The following is a 15,658-nucleotide window of genomic DNA, read 5'->3' on the forward strand; positions in this document are numbered from 1 at the left end:
AAGGCCTGAAACAGCGCTATCTACGATATTCTCGTTCATAGTAATCCTGCGGTAAGTTATCTATCTTTTGAAAAATACGTTGTTTGCGCTAATTTTAGCTATTGATACTTAATTTTTGCTCGCAAATTAGTGTAATAACCCAGGCAATCAGGCGCGGCGGTGCAGCGTTTGTGCCGCGCTCAAAAATGCTTCATCGGAAATATCCGGCAACTCAAGCACATTCGCCTCACCGAACTGACCGAAATTACGTTTGATTGACTGCAAATAAGCCGGATCATAATGCTTTACCAATAATTCCTCGACCAGTTCGTGCATATGACCATCCACCGCCATTTTTTGCCAGCGACCAATCGTCTCGCGGCCATGTAGCGCGGTCAGGCAACTAAGCTGCGTGTTCAATAACGCGGGATCAGTCACAAAATGCAGATAGTCGTCCATCAGCAACTTAACCCGGTCTGCATGCGCTAGCCCGAGTGCAATGCAGCGCGATCCGCGGATTTTTGCCATTAAGGCATCCGGAACGCGCAAATTACCGACTTTTTTGCTTTCCGACTCAACGAACACCGGAAGCGCCGGATCAAAATGGCGCAACAGATTCCAGATGCTACTTTCAAACGCTTTTTGCGATGGTTGCGGTGTTGTCGGCAAATTTCCCAGAACGGAACCACGATGCGCGGCAAGTTGCTCCAGATCAAGAACCTGCGCACCTTGGGTGGCCAAGACTTGTAATAAGCGACTTTTACCACTTCCCGTTGGCCCACACACCACGGTATAAGATAGGCGCGCAGCATGTTCGGCCAAGGTCGCACTCACGTGCCGACGGTATTCTTTGTACCCACCGTCTAACTGAATCACAGGCCAACCGATTTTTGCCAGTATGTGAGACATTGCCCCACTTCTGTTACCGCCACGCCAGCAATAAATCAGCGGCTTCCAGTCCTTCGGTTTATCGATGAACAAAGCCTCGATGTGATCGGCGATATTTCTGGCGATCAGCATCGCGCCCAACTTTTTGGCCTCAAAGGTATTAACCTGCTTGTACATGGTACCAACGCGCACCCTTTGCGCGTCATCCAGCACGGGGCAATTTATGGCTCCGGGAATATGGTCTTCGGCAAATTCGGACGGGCTTCGTGCATCAATAATGGCATCAAAATCACTTAACTGCGGGAGGATGTCTGCAAACGGCAGAAGGGCTGGATACTTCATGCTGCGATTTTTTTATGACGTAACGTTTTTGGGCGGCGATTATCTGGCATGGTCTGGTTCTGGACAAAAAATATCAAAAAATTAAGCTATTACATCAACTATTACATCAGCCGTTAAGGCTGCTAATAAATCAGCGCCATAGCAAAGGGTCATAGTAAAGGGCCCAATCCTGCAGACTCCCGGAATAGAGACATTATCCGTTTCCTTTGCTTCACTTGCCTGGTGCAAACAGTATACAGTTTCCCAGCGCACCCGCTTGAGAGAAATCACCCGATGGTGGTCATGTAGTTAACGAAATGATGCGCCCCGGAACACCCGACCACGCAGAATGTCTATTACACTAGCCACATTAAACCACGACGCCCACAATCCCCTTGCGCCACCCCCTGAAAGCGACAACCACATGCAAGTAAAGCGACGTAACTTGATAAAAATGATGGTGACAACCGCTATCGCCGGAACCGGAACAGTGATTGGCATGATCGTCTCGCAAAAAGCAAACGCCGCCTATAACGTATGGACGAATGAATACACCTTGCCTTTACCTATTTTGCAAAGGGCTATTGAGCAACAATTCCCGAAAACATTACAATACGCACAAGTATTTGAAGTTTATCTAAGCAAGCCACACTTGACGATAAACGTGGCAGAGAACCGCATTATTACGTTACTAAATTTGAAAGTCACAAGCAATTTTTTGCTGCTTGCACCGTTAAACGGCACCATCACACTCAGTAGTCGCCTTAAATATGATTCGCCAACCAAAGCCATACGGCTAGATGCACCACGCGTTGATAACGTGAATGTGGGCGGTATCGGTGCGCAATATGAGCAACAACTCAACGCCATCGGCGCAGTCGTGGCAGAACAGGTTTTGAACAATTATCCCATTTACACGTTCAAACCGGACGAATTGCGGATCGGGCAAAAAACATTTGAACCTGGCGCTATCACCATGCAAACAGACGGCATCGTCGTTCAGGTTAGAGAAACCTAACGCAGCCTGCAAAGCGACGGCCTTAGCAAATAATTTGCGATCGGGTAGAGTCCGGTATTCTGCCGGACTCCGGTCCTTAAGCCAATACTCCATTAGCTTGCTAGCGCGGCCACCTGGCTTGTCGATGCGCATCTCCGCAATGTGCGCCAGCATCTGAACTGACGTCAATGCAAATCGCAGCAACGTTTCGGTATCAGCAATATTTAGCATTGGCGTCGTATCGCTAGCGCTATCTATGTGAAATAGGCTAAATCGGGATTGGGGTCGCGCTACCGCTCAGTCCACACATGCACGCATACCGACTGCGATTTGGTTTTCTGCAGGTTGGCCGTATAATTAAATGCATGCAAGCATTCAATCTTACGACCATTAATCCGGTCGAACTCGATCCCATTCCTGACGTACCGGAAAGCTACGGTCCGCGAAACGAGGAAGACTGGCGCGTGCTGGCCTTGATGCTGGAAGGAATGTCGAGCGGTCCGGCGCTTCCAACAGATAACGCATTTTTTGTCGAACTCGACGCTATCGTCTCTCAACACTAACCGCCCTTGCTTCGCCTCGAAATCACCCCTTTTGCCAAATTGCAAGTCAAGGACGTGACCCGCTACTACGTCAAGGAAGCATCGCCTGCCATCGCTGGCCGCTTTCGTGACGAGTTCCGGGATGCCTGCCGGTTTCTCGCCGAGAATCCCGACGTAGTCTCTCTGCGCTTTCCCTATCGGCTTTCCGAAGCCGAAATCCGCACTTGGTCGCTGCATCGATTCCCATTTCGCCTGTTCTATATCGAGGACGGCGATGTTTTGCGTGTCCTCGCCGTAGATCACGAACGTCGGAATGTTACGCCGTCGCTGCTCGAACAAGTCAAACGCGGCAGCTAATCCAAACAAGGAAGCTCATAGGCGCGTTTTGACGTTCGCAAAATTCGCCACTACATCACTTGCGGAACGTTAATACGCGCTTCAGCGCAAACAATGGACTCTGTCGCATCGTTGATGAATTCTGATTAATCGCGTGCCACCCCGCAAGACCGCGTACCAACGCCATTTTGCTACGCCGGCAACGTAATGAAAAGGGAGTACAAAACCCACCGGGAAAAGCGGGCGCGGCCGAATTCACCCATAATTAACGCACCCGCAAAGAAAACGGGTACAGCACGTTACTTACCAAATGAAGAGATATCAAATGACAACACCAATCAAGATAGATTTTGTTTCCGACGTTTCATGCCCTTGGTGCGTGATTGGTTTGAATTCTTTACAGGAAGCGATCACCAGGATAGGTGATGAAATCGCTGTCGATATTCATTTCCAGCCTTTCGAACTGAATCCGAAAATGCCAGCGCAAGGGCAGGATATCAATGAACATCTCACCGAAAAGTACGGCTCAACGCCGGAACAGCGCGAGCAAAGCGCCAACATGATCCGCGAGCGCGGCGCACAAGGCGGCTTTGTTTTTAACATGGATAAACGGAGCCGCATCTATAACACTTTCGATGCGCATCGCTTGCTACACTGGGCCGAGTTGGAAGGCAAGCAAATGGCGCTTAAGCGCGCTTTATTCACCGCGTATTTTACCGATGGCAAAAATCCAGGCGACCATCAGGTTTTGATAGCGCTGGCCGAAACAGTGGGATTGGATGGCGATAAAGCCAGAGAGATTCTATCGTCAGATACGTTTGCTACAGAGGTACAGGCGCAAGAACGACTCTATCTTGATAATGGCATCCACTCCGTACCGGCCGTCATTATCAATGATCGCTTCTTGATTCAAGGAGGCCAACCGGCAGACGAATTCGAACGCGTATTGCGAGAGATCGCTGTTGCCGCCTGACGTCACTTTTTTACATGCCATCACGTTGATGGCATGAGATCGTTGTCCGAATCGGTGCCAAATCGAACATCGTGATGAGCACCGTTCACGCATGGGCATGCCGAACAACACTTCCCATCAGTCTGGCATTCGATCAACCAGACAGCGGGAGCAATCAGCCCTTGCGTGAAAACTTCGCGGTCAACTGGTTTAGCTTCTCGGCACGCGCAAGCGCTTCGGCCTCAGCCACACGGGCCGCTTCTTCTGCGACGCGTTGGGCTTTGCGGTGATCAGCATTTTTCTTGAAACGTTCCCGCAAAATCTCGGAAGCATGCGTCCGATGGACGTCCGTTACGTCGTCTGAAGGTTTGCCGTCCAGATCAAATCTGACCGTCGCTTTTTCCATCCCCTTGAGATAACGCAATGAATTCACGTGCATCCCCAAAGCCATCCGCATTACCTTGCGATTGAGTTCGGGACAGCGTGCAATCAGTTGCTTGTCGATACCAATCGCCAACGGCATATATTCGCGGAAAGCAGCGAATTTTTCTTGCAATTCCTTAAGCAAAATACGGGCATTTTGGGCCGGAGCAAGCGTGGCAGGAACAACTGGATCAGGGGAAATACTAGGAACTGGACTTGAAGTAGGACTTGGCATATTTTCTGAAAGCAAAAAGACATTTATAATTTCAAGCGGTGAAGCATATCACGGAGAAGCACTTTCATTCGATTTCAGCTGCTTTTTTGCCACAGTCGATATATCCGTAGGGCAACCTGTGCATCATCAGCAGCATACAAAATCTGGCGCTCGGTAAGAGGTGAATTGGCCCAATTACTGGTAGACGTCTTCTTGGATTTTCTTAAACGCTGACCAAAAAATCGCGCCACCGCAGTTTTGGCACCAACATCATTGCGGCTATCTTGCCGCAATGCGCGGGATAAATCCAGCGTATGAGCCGACTCTATTCCCAACTTTTGCTGCAAACGCTTAACATCATCTCTCAGCCCAAATCCTACCTTCATTATTTCAGGCGATTCAAGTATGGCTTTCAACGCTGCCCGAAAAGAGGGAGGCACACCGCCGCGGCCTATCGGAAATAAGAAAACAACGTCGTTTGCGGCCAACTGAATCAAATGTGGTCCATCTGACAACTCGCCCTTATTAAAGGTCGGTTTGGACTCAGTATCAAATCCGATCACATCAGTCGCCATCATCACGGCAAGTGCTTGCACCGCGTCTGCTGAAGACTGAATAACCCGCACGTCCGAAAGAACAATTCCTTCGTAGACAGGCAGAACAGGAAGTACAGCAAGCAACGCTGCACCGTCTTCTGTCATCGGGTTAATCGTTAATGCATCATCATTTGACATGCGTAAAATTTCTAGTTTTAGTTTACTTGGTTCAATTATACGTCCGACGTTATCGAACACCGCCGAAGCGCCCTTGCAATAGTGACCGCACAAGCAGACGCATGAATAAAATTAAATTATCAAAATAGAAATATACAGCAAAAAATTACTTTTTAACTAACGAATACCCACATCTTGGTGTGGCCGCTTAACCCCAACCACACCTTACCACTCAGCATTTATATATTCGCCTAATCAATGCGTCTCAGCTTGTAGCGCCTCGATAATATCCGCCCGCTTTAATTGTGGCGCGAACTGCAAAATAAAATCCATCGTGTATGACCGCAAATAAGCGCCGCGTCGGACCGCTAGCCGCGTCACATTAGATGCAAATAAATGTGACACTTCCAAAGTTTGCAACCCGTTTTGACGGGTATGTTCGGACGCCATGGCAGCCACAATCCCAACGCCCAACTCCAACGACACATATTGCTGGATCACATCGGAATCCATCGCCGTCAACACAATGTCGGGATTAATTCCAGCGGCACGGAACGCCGCGTCAATATGTCCCCTTCCGGTAAAACCCACATCGTAAGTAATCAATGGATATGCCGCCAGATCGCTAAGACTGATTGGGCGCTCAACCAATAATAAGGGATGATGTTGTGGCACCACGACCACGTGACTCCACTCGTAACATGGGAAAGAAATCAGTTCCTTAAATTGTGACAAACCTTCCGTCGCAATGCCCACGTCAGCTTTGCCTGAAATGACCCAATCCGCAATGTGCTCCGGTGAACTTTGTTGCAACGCAATGCGTACATCAGGAAAACGCGCACGAAAGCCTTGCACCACGCGTGGTAATGCGTAGCGCGCCTGCGTATGAGTTGCGGCAATGGTCAGAGTGCCGGTCGTTTCACCCGAGTATTCCTTGCTGGCCTGACGAAGATTCTCAGCTTCTTGCAAGAGCTTTTCGACGATCTGCAAAATGCCTTTACCGGGATCGGTCAACCCGATCAATCGCTTACCATTGCGTACAAAAATATCGACGCCCAGCTCTTCTTCCAGTTCACGAATCTGGCGACTGACGCCAGGTTGTGAGGTGAACAGAACGTTAGCGACTTCCGTCAAGTTGAAGCCGCAACGTGCCGCCTCCCGGATCGATCTTAATTGTTGAAAATTCATCTTGCATCCTGGTTGTTGTGAGATGGTTGGTCCGCAAAGACGTGCAAACGACGCGGACGTACCACTAATATTTCACCCTCTTTTAAATCAAGCCGCTTGAAGCGATCTGAGGAAATAACTGCTTCGATCAGCCCTGCGTTGTCATCGCGTTCCAACTCTAATTGCGCCAATGGCCCAATCGCGTGCGCCCGTTTCAGCTTTACCACAATGCCTTCTGCCCCCGTCGTGTAGCGGTCAATATCAAGATCATGAGGCCGAACATAGCCGATTCCGGCGACATCTTCTGCCTCCTCATGATTCGGTGCATCGAAACGCACTCCACCGGTATCCAGCACACCTTGGTTGATGCGGCCATGGAACAGGTTGACGTTACCCAAAAAGCCATACACAAACGGCGAGGCAGGATGTTCGTAGACCTCTTGCGGTGAACCGATTTGTTCCACCTGCCCTTTGTTCATCAGCACGATCTGATCGGCCACTTCCAGCGCCTCTTCCTGATCGTGGGTCACAAAAATACTGGTCACATGCAATTCATCATGTAGACGCCGCAACCAACGGCGCAACTCTTTACGCACCTTGGCATCCAGCGCACCAAAAGGCTCGTCCAGCAACAACACCCGCGGCTCAACCGCCAGAGCGCGTGCCAAGGCAATCCGTTGACGCTGACCGCCTGACAATTGCGGGGGAAAACGATCCGCCAACCAATCCAGTTGCACTAATTCGAGTAGTTTTGTGACTTTTTCGCGGATCACACTTTCGGAAGGCCGCTGCGCCCGTGGTTTGACACGAAGGCCAAAGGCGATATTTTCGAACACCGTCATATGCTTGAATAACGCGTAATGCTGAAACACGAAACCAACCTGACGTTCGCGCACATGGCGCGACGAAGCATCCTCGCCATCCAATAAAACGCGTCCGGAATCCTGTCCTTCAAGCCCGGCAATAATCCGCAGAAGCGTGGTCTTTCCGCAGCCGGATGGTCCCAACAAGGCAGTCAACTCTCCCGTAGGAAAATGGAGAGAGACGTCATTCAGTGCGGTGAATTGACCAAACTTTTTATTGATATTCGTTACTTCAATGCCCATGACATTCTCCTGATGGTCGCGTCTGCATTTGCGTTTTATTTACAGCGATGCAATTGCGGGTTGGACCGATACGCTGGTAGACTTTTCACCGCCAATTTCATCACGCAAACGCCATTCAATAAACGACTTGAGCGCCAGCGTTACCAATGCCAGAAATGCTAGCAATGAAGCCACGGCGAACGCTGCCTGAAAGTTATATTCGTTATACAAAATTTCGACTTGCAAAGGAATGGTGTTGGTTTCGCCACGGATATGACCGGACACCACAGACACTGCGCCAAACTCTCCCATCGCCCGGGCGTTACAGAGAATCACGCCGTACAACAGACCCCATTTGATGTTCGGTAAAGTGACGTACCAAAAAGTCTTCCAGCCCGATGCGCCCAATACCAGCGCGGCCTCTTCTTCTTCGCTTCCCTGCGCCTGCATCAGCGGAATCAATTCTCGTGCTACGAAGGGGAAAGTCACGAATACGGTCGCCAGGACGATGCCGGGCACCGCGAACAAAATTTTGATGTCATGCTCGCGCAACCATGGTCCAAACCAACCTTGCGCGCCAAACAACAATACGTAAATCAAACCGGATATCACTGGCGATACTGAAAACGGCAAATCGATCAACGTCAGCAAGATATTCTTACCGCGAAAATCAAACTTGGCGATGACCCACGATGCGGAGACGCCAAATACCAAATTTAGTGGAACGGCAATTGCCGCCGTCAACAAGGTCAGTTTGATGGCGCTGACCGCATCCGGTTCTATGATGGCGGCAATATAAGCCTCCCATCCTTTTTTGAAGGCCTCAACAAACACGGACACTAGCGGAACGACTAAAAAAAACGTCAAAAACAATAACGCCACTGTGATCAGCAAGGTCCGCACCCAGAACGGCTCTTGCGTAGCGTGAGGCACATGGATCGGCTCACCTTTGGCGTGTAACGTAACCGAGCTCGTCACCGCACCTTTGCTCAAGGACGCAGTTGGCGATGCAGTCAAAGTGAGATTGTCGTTGGATGGAATGGCACTCATAGCGGCAAAAACTTTCTCTTAAACTTTTTCTGATTGACCACGCTTGCGGGTCCAGGCTTGCAAAATATTAATCGTCAGCAGCATCAAAAATGACGCCGTCAACATCACTACCGCAATCGCGGTGGCGCCTGTATAGTCATATTGTTCTAACTTTGTGATGATAAATAAGGGCGTGATTTCGGAGACCATCGGCATGTTGCCAGCGATAAAAATGACAGAACCGTATTCGCCCGTGGCACGCGCGAAAGCCAACGCAAAGCCAGTCATCAACGCCGGTAATACGGTAGGAAAAATCACGCGGACAAAGGTTTGCCAGTTATTGGCACCAAGGCTTGCGGCAGCCTCTTCCAACTCCCGCTCCGCATCTTCCAGTACCGGTTGCACCGTGCGCACCACAAACGGCAAACCAATAAAGGTCAACGCTACCAATATCCCTAATGGCGTGAAAGCGACCTTAATTCCTAACGGTTCCAGATAGCGCCCAAACCAGCCGTTAGCGGAATACAACGCCGTCAGCGCGATGCCGGCAACCGCAGTTGGCAATGCAAACGGCAAATCGACCAACGCATCAATCAGCTTCTTGCCCGGAAATGAATACCGCACCAAGACCCAGGCAACGATGCCACCGAACACAACGTTCAGCAACGCGGCCAGCAACGACAGACCAAACGTCAACCGGTACGACGCCATCACGCGGGGTGACGTTACCGCAATGACAAAATCGGCCCACGTCATGGTGAAGGTCTTGAGAAACACCGCCGATAGCGGAATCAACACAATCAACGCTAAGTAAAATAGCGTAAAGCCGAGCGACAAACGAAATCCCGGCATAACCCTAAATGGGGTTGCAGACTTCACCGAATGCGGTGTCGATAAAGCGGCCTGACCAAGCATAAAAAATTCCCTTATTACAAATACAGCTAACGAAGGTCGATAATCGCACCTGATTATTATAAAGAGAACGAACTTTTTTGCATGTAGATAGATTGATTCCGCATAAGCGAAGCGAGGGCGTCATTACGCTTAATGAATAAAGAGTAGATGCGAGAAATATTCTCGGCCTGGAGGATTTATCGTAGGTATTGTGGCGCTTATAACAAGCCGTGTTCGATGCGTAGCGCTGTTGAGCGCGCAAATGAAAATAAAATGACAACTATTAGCGCAATCCTAGTGAGTTAGCCCGACAATACGACGTAATGCGTAGTGGCGCCCTTCCTGCGACTCTCTCATCGCGATAAGTCGAATACTGTTTAATTCGCTAGTACGGTCTGCACTAATCGCTCCAGCAAGGCTTGCCCGACCAGCCAGTCTCCTAGATGAGAATCGGCATTAATATGACCCAGCGCACCAACATCGACATACTCTGCGCCCCACAGTTTCGCCCACTTAACCGTTTCGCTGGCCTCCATCCAGGGATCATTCAGACTCCCGACTACGGTCGCCGGAAAGGGCAAACTTGCTCCCAATCCCGCACTCACCCCAAATTTTTCTGGATCAGCGGGCGCAACAAGCAACGCCCCTGCAATCAGCTCTTTCACCAGCGGACCTTCAGCCAGCGCGCTATGAACCGTCGTCAGACAACCAAAACTATGCGCAATTAATAATATTGGCTTAAGCGGTTTGTTCAGCGCCGCTTTTTTCGCCAATACATCCCGCAGACGTTGCGACCAAATCGCCAAATCAGGTTGATCCCAATACTTCTGTTCGATCCGTTCAAATGCAGGGTATAGGCGTTCCCAGCGGGATTGCCAATGCTGCGGCCCGCTGTTATTTAATCCAGGCACGATCAACACCCAAAAATCAGACAGTGAGCGCTTCAACGATAAGTTAGGCATAGTTAAGGAGGGAGCCCTTTTAATGGGGGACACCATTCAACGTTGATGCTGTGGCGAATTTGTCCGCGCGCTGAGTCGTTGAAAATGCATCCAATGAAGCCTGCGGCAGATCCCAGAAGAACCCTTGTGCCGAAATGCGCGCGCCATTTGCAACAAATGCCTGTTGCGCCAGTTTTTGTACACTTTCAAAATCACGTAATTTTTCGAGACGCTTAAAAATAATATGAATCCCGTGTTGATGAGTAAGATCCAGCAAACGTCGGGTCGCATCGTCGTTCGTTACTCCGCGCCCATCAATCTTAAGGACGTCCGGTCGCACGCGCTCAAGCAGACTATGCGCCTCCGCTACGGTATCGGCATTGATCGCCAGACGGAATTGATTACGGCGATAATTATCTATGACATAGTTTAATAGCCAGCTTTGCGTGGATGTTATCTTAGGCAATTGCAGAACAATATTTTCATGCGGCAATCCCAACAATTTCAAAATTCGACGAAACGCCATTCCATGATTACTATCCACTGCCGCTAACAGGCGTGCATGCACACTGAGATAGAGAGCGGTATTTTGCGTCAGGTGAACACTCGGGTCGCCTTTTGGAGATTGCCGGTAAAAGTTGATGGAATGCAGCATTCGGCATAGACGATCAAGTTCGATCGATTCGTCGTCACTGGCAGCATGATCGAGTAGTTTCCATAGGTACAATCCGTTGTCATTCGGAGAATAGCTGTGTGCAAAACCTTCATAGCCGACAATCCGATTGACGTGCTTGTCTGAGAGGGTGTCTTCAACCTCCGGGCCAACTGCTATCTGACGTATCGGCTGAAATACACTGGTGAGGGCGGTGTTGAAATAACTTCCCTGCACGCGACCGTCAGCATCAAGCCAGACGCGATGTGTCCGGTTTGCGCTTATTGATGGAGACTGGCCTGACTGCACTGAAGCTCGCCCGGTGTGGGGCGAATTGTCATGCAGGCGAGCCAGGTATTTGTCCAAAGTAGGAAATAACATGGATTACCCAGGTTGAAATCTTAAAATATTAAATCTTGGCGATGGATACTTCTGTGGCCTTCACCAGTGCGACTACTTCGGTTCCAATGACTAGTCCGAGATCTTTTACCGACCTTGTGGTGATGACTGAGGTGACTATGCCAGCGGGTGTTTCGACATCGATTTCGGAGACCACTGTGCCTTCAATGATGGCTTTGATGCGGCCTTTAAATTGATTGCGGACGTTGATGGCTTGGATGGACATGATGTTTCCTTAGATTAATTTCGTTTGATTAAGTGATGCAATTGGTTTCTTCGTTCTTCGTTCTTCGTTCTTTGCTAACCAGTACGGCTACTGCTTCGTGGACGCTAGTCGGGGGGTAGCCCGACAGCTAGTTACTTTCTTTTGCTTGGCTAGGCCCCCCCCCATCAAAAGAAAGTAACCAAAGAAAAGGCGACCGCAGAGCCGCTGCCCTACGGGTTCCCAAGCATTTCAGCCGCCAGTCGGATTGAAAGACCAACTCGCTACGCTCAAACATGTCTTCCAATAATTCTCGACTGACAGCTGAAATACTTGGCAGCGCCAATGACGGGGTAGGTCAAGGACAAAGGCAACTGCAACTGCAACTGCAACTGCAACTGCAACTACAAACTACAAACTACAAACTACAAACTACAAACTACAAACTACAAACTACCGTTTGATTCTGGCTGGAAATTCTTAGCATTGGACTATATAGGTCTATATTTCTACAGATTAGTAACAACTAGGATAATTTTCCAATGGATACTTCCGTGGCTTTGATGAGTGCTACGACTTCTGACCCGATTACTAGTCCGAGGTCTTTTACTGAGCGGGTTGTGATGACGGACGATACGATGCCTATGGGGGTTTCTATATCTAGGCCCGAGAGGACCTCGTCTTCAACGATGCTGATAATTTTTCCTCTGAATTGATTGCGGACATTGATTGCTTGAATACTCATGACTTCTCCTGAATTTTAAAAATACGGATGGAATGCTGCGTGAGAATAGGCATTAATCTAAATTGCCCAGCTCACCTGACTTACCGTGCGATGGAAGGAAATATCGCCCAGTGTCTTGTCGATTTCTGGTGCGGGATGTTTTAATACGCGCGCTAGAATTTTTTCTTCCAGTTGTGCAAATATCAGATTCCCGCGTGTCCTTGGGCGGGGTAAATCGATGCGTTCGTCTAGTGTTATTTCGCCCTCTTCAATTAGGAGCACGCGGTCTGCAAGCGCAATGGCCTCTTGCACATCATGCGTGACTAATACTGCAGTGAAGCCGCTGGTCTGCCATAGTGATTCGATCAGTTGCTGCATTTCAATTCTGGTTAAGGCATCGAGCGCGCCTAACGGTTCATCCAGCAATAACAGCGCTGGGTTATGCACCAACGCTCTTGCGAGGGCCACGCGCTGACGCTGACCGCCGGATAATACTGCCGGCCATTCGTTGGCGCGATCTTCTAATCCGACCTGACGTAATGCTTTACCCGCTATCACGGCAGATGATCTGGATGGCAAACCTAATGCGACGTTGTTTAGTACTTTTTTCCAGGGAAGCAGGCGCGAGTCCTGGAACATAATCCGAATTTCGGGCGCTTGTTTAAGATCGGCTTCCACTCCAAACTGAATCTCGCCAGCACTCTCGGTTTCAAGTCCCGCTATCAATCGTAATAACGTACTTTTTCCGCAACCGCTACGACCTACAATTGCCACGAATTCGCCAGCACCGATCTCAACATCCAGTGATTTCAACACATCGCGTCCCGCGTAGGATTTAGACACCGACTGAATGGCGATGCTAATGCCACGGCGTGGCGTGATGGAATGGTCCACCACGGCTTTGACGTGAGCGTTTTCAACAGAGTCAATTTGCATATTCATATCCGTTTTTTGGTGAATGTTTTGCCAGTATTATTTCAACGCAGCGGTTAAGTGGCATCAGAAATCAGGTTTGACATTTCACTGATAGCCCGGATGCCACCGCAACCAATAGCGTTCTAAGCCACGTGCCAGCATGTCAGCCAATTTGCCTAGTAACGCGTACAAAAGAATCCCTACCAATACGACATCGGTCTGTAAAAATTCACGTGCATTCATCGTCATGTAACCGATTCCCGCTTGTGCAGAAATCGTTTCTGCGACAATCAACAGCACCCACACCAAGCCTAGAGAAAATCGTACGCCGACCAAAATCGAGGGTAATGCCCCCGGTAAGATCACATCCCGATATAACGGCCAGCCGGATAGGCCATAACTTTTAGCCATCTCGATCAATCCTTTATCGACCGAGCGAATACCATGAAAAGTATTCAAATAGATAGGAAAAAATACGCCAATTGATACCAAAAACAATTTCGACGATTCATCAATCCCAAACCATAAGATGACCAATGGAATCAGCGCCAGAGCAGGAATATTACGAATCATCTGAATCGTCGTATCCAACAGTGTTTCAGCAGTGTTGAACGTTCCGGTTAGCAAACCCAGCAACAACCCACAACCACCACCCACGACAAAGCCAGAAATCGCTCGCCATGCACTCACCGATACGTGCTTCCAAAGTTCACCTGACAACGTCAGCGACCATGCCGCACGGCCTACTGCAAAAGGCTCCGGCAAGATACGACTCGAAAGCCAGCCAACCCGAGCTGCCAATTCCCAGCCGGCGATAAGTAGCAAAGGGACTAACCAAGGTAGAAGTCCCGCACGCCACGCAGTCGAGCGGGCGCTCGGAACAGCTCTCTTCTGCTTTGGACTGATGGGAGAAGCGGTGAATCTTGGTGCGGCTGATGGGCCAACAACGGTACTCATAGTGATATCCTTCCATCCAACGGATGTGGGGTGCTGCTTAGTGCTCATAAAATAGTGCTGATTACCTGTCGTGGGAGACCTGATAATCCTTTTTTGTTCGATCACATTGCCCGCAGTAGTTAATCAACACTAGTTGCTGTAAGGGTGGCCGTTTCTTGGTCAGCTACCGCCTGGGGCAATATATTGTTTGCCATCACTTCACCAAACGGACCACTTAAGGAATGCGCACCATCAGCGGCATGACCCTTGCCCAACAATGGAAAAACGAGTTCAGCAAAGCGATATGATTCTTCGAGATGCGGGTAACCGGACAAGATAAACGTATCGATCCCAAGTGCTTCATACTCTTTCATCCGCTCTACCACTATGGCAGCGTCACCCACCAGCGCTGTTCCTGCACCGCCGCGAACCAGCCCGACACCAGCCCATAAATTGGGTGATACTTCCAGCTTGTCGCGCTTGCCACCATGCAAGGCCGCCATACGGCGCTGACCTTCTGAGTCCATCTTCGAAAACGCGGCCTGCGCCCGCGCAATAATATCGTCGTCGACATAGCTAATTAACTCTTCAGCGGCTTTCCAGGCGGCTTCATTGGTCTCACGCACAATCACATGCAAGCGAATACCAAACCGAACGGTGCGCCCATATTTAGCTGCTCGGGCGCGCATATCGGCGATTTTTTCGGCTACCGCTGCCGGTGGTTCACCCCACGTCAGATAAACGTCAACCTGTTCGGCCGCCAGTTCATGCGCGGGTCCCGACGATCCGCCAAAATACAGTGGAGGATAAGGTTTCTGGATTGGTGGATAAAGCGTTTTTGCGCCTTTTACGGTGATATGTTTTCCGCTAAAACTGTAACCGGCAGCGCCGCCCTCGCCAGCCATCGTGGCACGCCAGACACGCAGAAATTCGTCCGAAATTTCGTACCGTTCGCTATGTTCGGCAAATACCCCATCAGCTTCCAATTCACCTTGATCGCCACCCGTCACGACATTTATCAGAAGCCGCCCATTGGACAGCCGGTCAAATGTCGAAGCCATCCGAACCGCCAAACCTGGACTGCTGAGACCGGGGCGAATGGCAACTAGAAATTTGAGCTTTTGGGTTGCACCGATAAGACTGGATGCAACCACCCATGCGTCTTCGCACGAACGTCCAGTCGGCAACAACACGCCGTCATAGCCAAGCGTATCGGCAGCCACAGCGACCTGTTTCATATAGTCGTAATTAACCGGGCGAGCACCTTGCGAGGTGCCTAAATAGCGACTGTCGCCATGCGTTGGGATAAACCAGAAAACATTCATTGCAGATTCCGTATTAAAAATGTG

At 49.8% G+C, this 15,658-nt stretch carries 18 protein-coding genes; 4 read left to right on the plus strand and 14 right to left on the minus strand.

Features of this window, described 5'->3' with window-relative positions; translation table 11 throughout:
• Positions 1-147 precede the first annotated feature (147 nt).
• Positions 148-1,209, minus strand: a complete 1,062-nt coding sequence (mnmH, locus tag ACXX82_RS03050; protein WP_458562390.1) for a tRNA 2-selenouridine(34) synthase MnmH — start codon at positions 1,207-1,209, stop codon at positions 148-150.
• A gap of 328 nt (positions 1,210-1,537) precedes the next feature.
• Here mnmH and ACXX82_RS03055 point away from each other — a divergent pair, with 328 nt between their 5' ends.
• The 4 genes from ACXX82_RS03055 (at position 1,538) to ACXX82_RS03070 (ending at position 4,036) form a co-directional block, all read left to right on the plus strand.
• On the plus strand, positions 1,538-2,206 hold the full coding sequence (locus ACXX82_RS03055; RefSeq protein WP_458562391.1) for a DUF1439 domain-containing protein: 669 nt from the start codon (positions 1,538-1,540) through the stop codon (positions 2,204-2,206).
• Positions 2,207-2,550: 344 nt separating this feature from the next.
• Positions 2,551-2,748: a hypothetical protein gene (locus tag ACXX82_RS03060; RefSeq protein ID WP_458562392.1), complete on the plus strand. Its 198-nt coding sequence runs from the start codon at positions 2,551-2,553 to the stop codon at positions 2,746-2,748.
• 6 nt (positions 2,749-2,754) lie between these two features.
• Positions 2,755-3,084: a type II toxin-antitoxin system RelE/ParE family toxin gene (locus ACXX82_RS03065; RefSeq protein WP_458562393.1), complete on the plus strand. Its 330-nt coding sequence runs from the start codon at positions 2,755-2,757 to the stop codon at positions 3,082-3,084.
• A 304-nt stretch (positions 3,085-3,388) separates the two neighbouring features.
• Positions 3,389-4,036 carry a DsbA family oxidoreductase gene (locus ACXX82_RS03070; protein ID WP_458562394.1) on the plus strand — a complete coding sequence of 216 codons (648 nt, stop codon included), beginning with the start codon at positions 3,389-3,391 and terminating at the stop codon, positions 4,034-4,036.
• 154 nt (positions 4,037-4,190) lie between these two features.
• Here the strand turns inward: ACXX82_RS03070 and ACXX82_RS03075 are convergent, their stop codons facing one another.
• The 13 genes from ACXX82_RS03075 to ssuD form a co-directional block, all read right to left on the minus strand.
• Positions 4,191-4,673, minus strand: coding sequence for a ProQ/FINO family protein (locus ACXX82_RS03075; protein ID WP_458562395.1), 483 nt, complete (start codon positions 4,671-4,673; stop codon positions 4,191-4,193).
• A gap of 74 nt (positions 4,674-4,747) precedes the next feature.
• A complete protein-coding gene (locus ACXX82_RS03080; RefSeq protein ID WP_458562396.1) occupies positions 4,748-5,386 on the minus strand; it encodes a 3'-5' exonuclease in 639 nt (212 codons plus the stop codon).
• 234 nt (positions 5,387-5,620) lie between these two features.
• Complete coding sequence (locus ACXX82_RS03085) at positions 5,621-6,553, minus strand: CysB family HTH-type transcriptional regulator (RefSeq protein ID WP_323506415.1); 933 nt, start codon at positions 6,551-6,553, stop codon at positions 5,621-5,623.
• Complete coding sequence (locus ACXX82_RS03090) at positions 6,550-7,638, minus strand: sulfate/molybdate ABC transporter ATP-binding protein (RefSeq protein ID WP_458562397.1); 1,089 nt, start codon at positions 7,636-7,638, stop codon at positions 6,550-6,552. Before ACXX82_RS03090 ends, ACXX82_RS03085 begins: the two co-directional genes overlap by 4 nt.
• A gap of 39 nt (positions 7,639-7,677) precedes the next feature.
• Positions 7,678-8,667, minus strand: a complete 990-nt coding sequence (gene cysW / locus ACXX82_RS03095; RefSeq protein ID WP_458562398.1) for a sulfate ABC transporter permease subunit CysW — start codon at positions 8,665-8,667, stop codon at positions 7,678-7,680.
• Between the two features lie 18 nt (positions 8,668-8,685).
• The gene (gene cysT / locus ACXX82_RS03100) at positions 8,686-9,561 is read right to left on the minus strand and encodes a sulfate ABC transporter permease subunit CysT (RefSeq protein WP_458562399.1); all 876 of its coding nucleotides are present in this window, start codon (positions 9,559-9,561) and stop codon (positions 8,686-8,688) included.
• 356 nt (positions 9,562-9,917) lie between these two features.
• Positions 9,918-10,502: an RBBP9/YdeN family alpha/beta hydrolase gene (locus ACXX82_RS03105; RefSeq protein WP_458562400.1), complete on the minus strand. Its 585-nt coding sequence runs from the start codon at positions 10,500-10,502 to the stop codon at positions 9,918-9,920.
• 19 nt (positions 10,503-10,521) lie between these two features.
• Complete coding sequence (locus tag ACXX82_RS03110; RefSeq protein WP_458562401.1) at positions 10,522-11,514, minus strand: EAL domain-containing protein; 993 nt, start codon at positions 11,512-11,514, stop codon at positions 10,522-10,524.
• A 28-nt stretch (positions 11,515-11,542) separates the two neighbouring features.
• Positions 11,543-11,758 carry a TOBE domain-containing protein gene (locus ACXX82_RS03115; protein WP_108442330.1) on the minus strand — a complete coding sequence of 72 codons (216 nt, stop codon included), beginning with the start codon at positions 11,756-11,758 and terminating at the stop codon, positions 11,543-11,545.
• A gap of 502 nt (positions 11,759-12,260) precedes the next feature.
• Positions 12,261-12,479, minus strand: coding sequence for a TOBE domain-containing protein (locus tag ACXX82_RS03120; RefSeq protein ID WP_322239940.1), 219 nt, complete (start codon positions 12,477-12,479; stop codon positions 12,261-12,263).
• A gap of 57 nt (positions 12,480-12,536) precedes the next feature.
• Positions 12,537-13,394 carry an ATP-binding cassette domain-containing protein gene (locus ACXX82_RS03125; RefSeq protein ID WP_458562402.1) on the minus strand — a complete coding sequence of 286 codons (858 nt, stop codon included), beginning with the start codon at positions 13,392-13,394 and terminating at the stop codon, positions 12,537-12,539.
• 84 nt (positions 13,395-13,478) lie between these two features.
• Positions 13,479-14,330 (minus strand): aliphatic sulfonate ABC transporter permease SsuC, encoded by an 852-nt coding sequence (gene ssuC / locus ACXX82_RS03130; RefSeq protein ID WP_458562403.1) that lies wholly within the window; start codon positions 14,328-14,330, stop codon positions 13,479-13,481.
• Positions 14,331-14,449: 119 nt separating this feature from the next.
• Positions 14,450-15,634, minus strand: coding sequence for an FMNH2-dependent alkanesulfonate monooxygenase (gene ssuD, locus ACXX82_RS03135; RefSeq protein WP_322239946.1), 1,185 nt, complete (start codon positions 15,632-15,634; stop codon positions 14,450-14,452).
• Positions 15,635-15,658 lie beyond the last annotated feature (24 nt).

It is taken from the genome of Glaciimonas sp. GNP009, assembly GCF_054343755.1.

Coding starts and splice junctions, on each gene's coding strand:
- mnmH (WP_458562390.1), bottom strand. CDS start 1,209: ATGAAGTATCCAGCCCTTCTGCCGTTTGCAGACATCCTCCCGCAGTTA.
- ACXX82_RS03055 (WP_458562391.1), top strand. CDS start 1,538: ATGTCTATTACACTAGCCACATTAAACCACGACGCCCACAATCCCCTT.
- ACXX82_RS03060 (WP_458562392.1), top strand. CDS start 2,551: ATGCAAGCATTCAATCTTACGACCATTAATCCGGTCGAACTCGATCCC.
- ACXX82_RS03070 (WP_458562394.1), top strand. CDS start 3,389: ATGACAACACCAATCAAGATAGATTTTGTTTCCGACGTTTCATGCCCT.
- ACXX82_RS03075 (WP_458562395.1), bottom strand. CDS start 4,673: ATGCCAAGTCCTACTTCAAGTCCAGTTCCTAGTATTTCCCCTGATCCA.
- ACXX82_RS03080 (WP_458562396.1), bottom strand. CDS start 5,386: ATGTCAAATGATGATGCATTAACGATTAACCCGATGACAGAAGACGGT.
- ACXX82_RS03085 (WP_323506415.1), bottom strand. CDS start 6,553: ATGAATTTTCAACAATTAAGATCGATCCGGGAGGCGGCACGTTGCGGC.
- ACXX82_RS03090 (WP_458562397.1), bottom strand. CDS start 7,638: ATGGGCATTGAAGTAACGAATATCAATAAAAAGTTTGGTCAATTCACC.
- cysW (WP_458562398.1), bottom strand. CDS start 8,667: ATGAGTGCCATTCCATCCAACGACAATCTCACTTTGACTGCATCGCCA.
- cysT (WP_458562399.1), bottom strand. CDS start 9,561: ATGCTTGGTCAGGCCGCTTTATCGACACCGCATTCGGTGAAGTCTGCA.
- ACXX82_RS03105 (WP_458562400.1), bottom strand. CDS start 10,502: ATGCCTAACTTATCGTTGAAGCGCTCACTGTCTGATTTTTGGGTGTTG.
- ACXX82_RS03110 (WP_458562401.1), bottom strand. CDS start 11,514: ATGTTATTTCCTACTTTGGACAAATACCTGGCTCGCCTGCATGACAAT.
- ACXX82_RS03115 (WP_108442330.1), bottom strand. CDS start 11,758: ATGTCCATCCAAGCCATCAACGTCCGCAATCAATTTAAAGGCCGCATC.
- ACXX82_RS03120 (WP_322239940.1), bottom strand. CDS start 12,479: ATGAGTATTCAAGCAATCAATGTCCGCAATCAATTCAGAGGAAAAATT.
- ACXX82_RS03125 (WP_458562402.1), bottom strand. CDS start 13,394: ATGCAAATTGACTCTGTTGAAAACGCTCACGTCAAAGCCGTGGTGGAC.
- ssuC (WP_458562403.1), bottom strand. CDS start 14,330: ATGAGTACCGTTGTTGGCCCATCAGCCGCACCAAGATTCACCGCTTCT.
- ssuD (WP_322239946.1), bottom strand. CDS start 15,634: ATGAATGTTTTCTGGTTTATCCCAACGCATGGCGACAGTCGCTATTTA.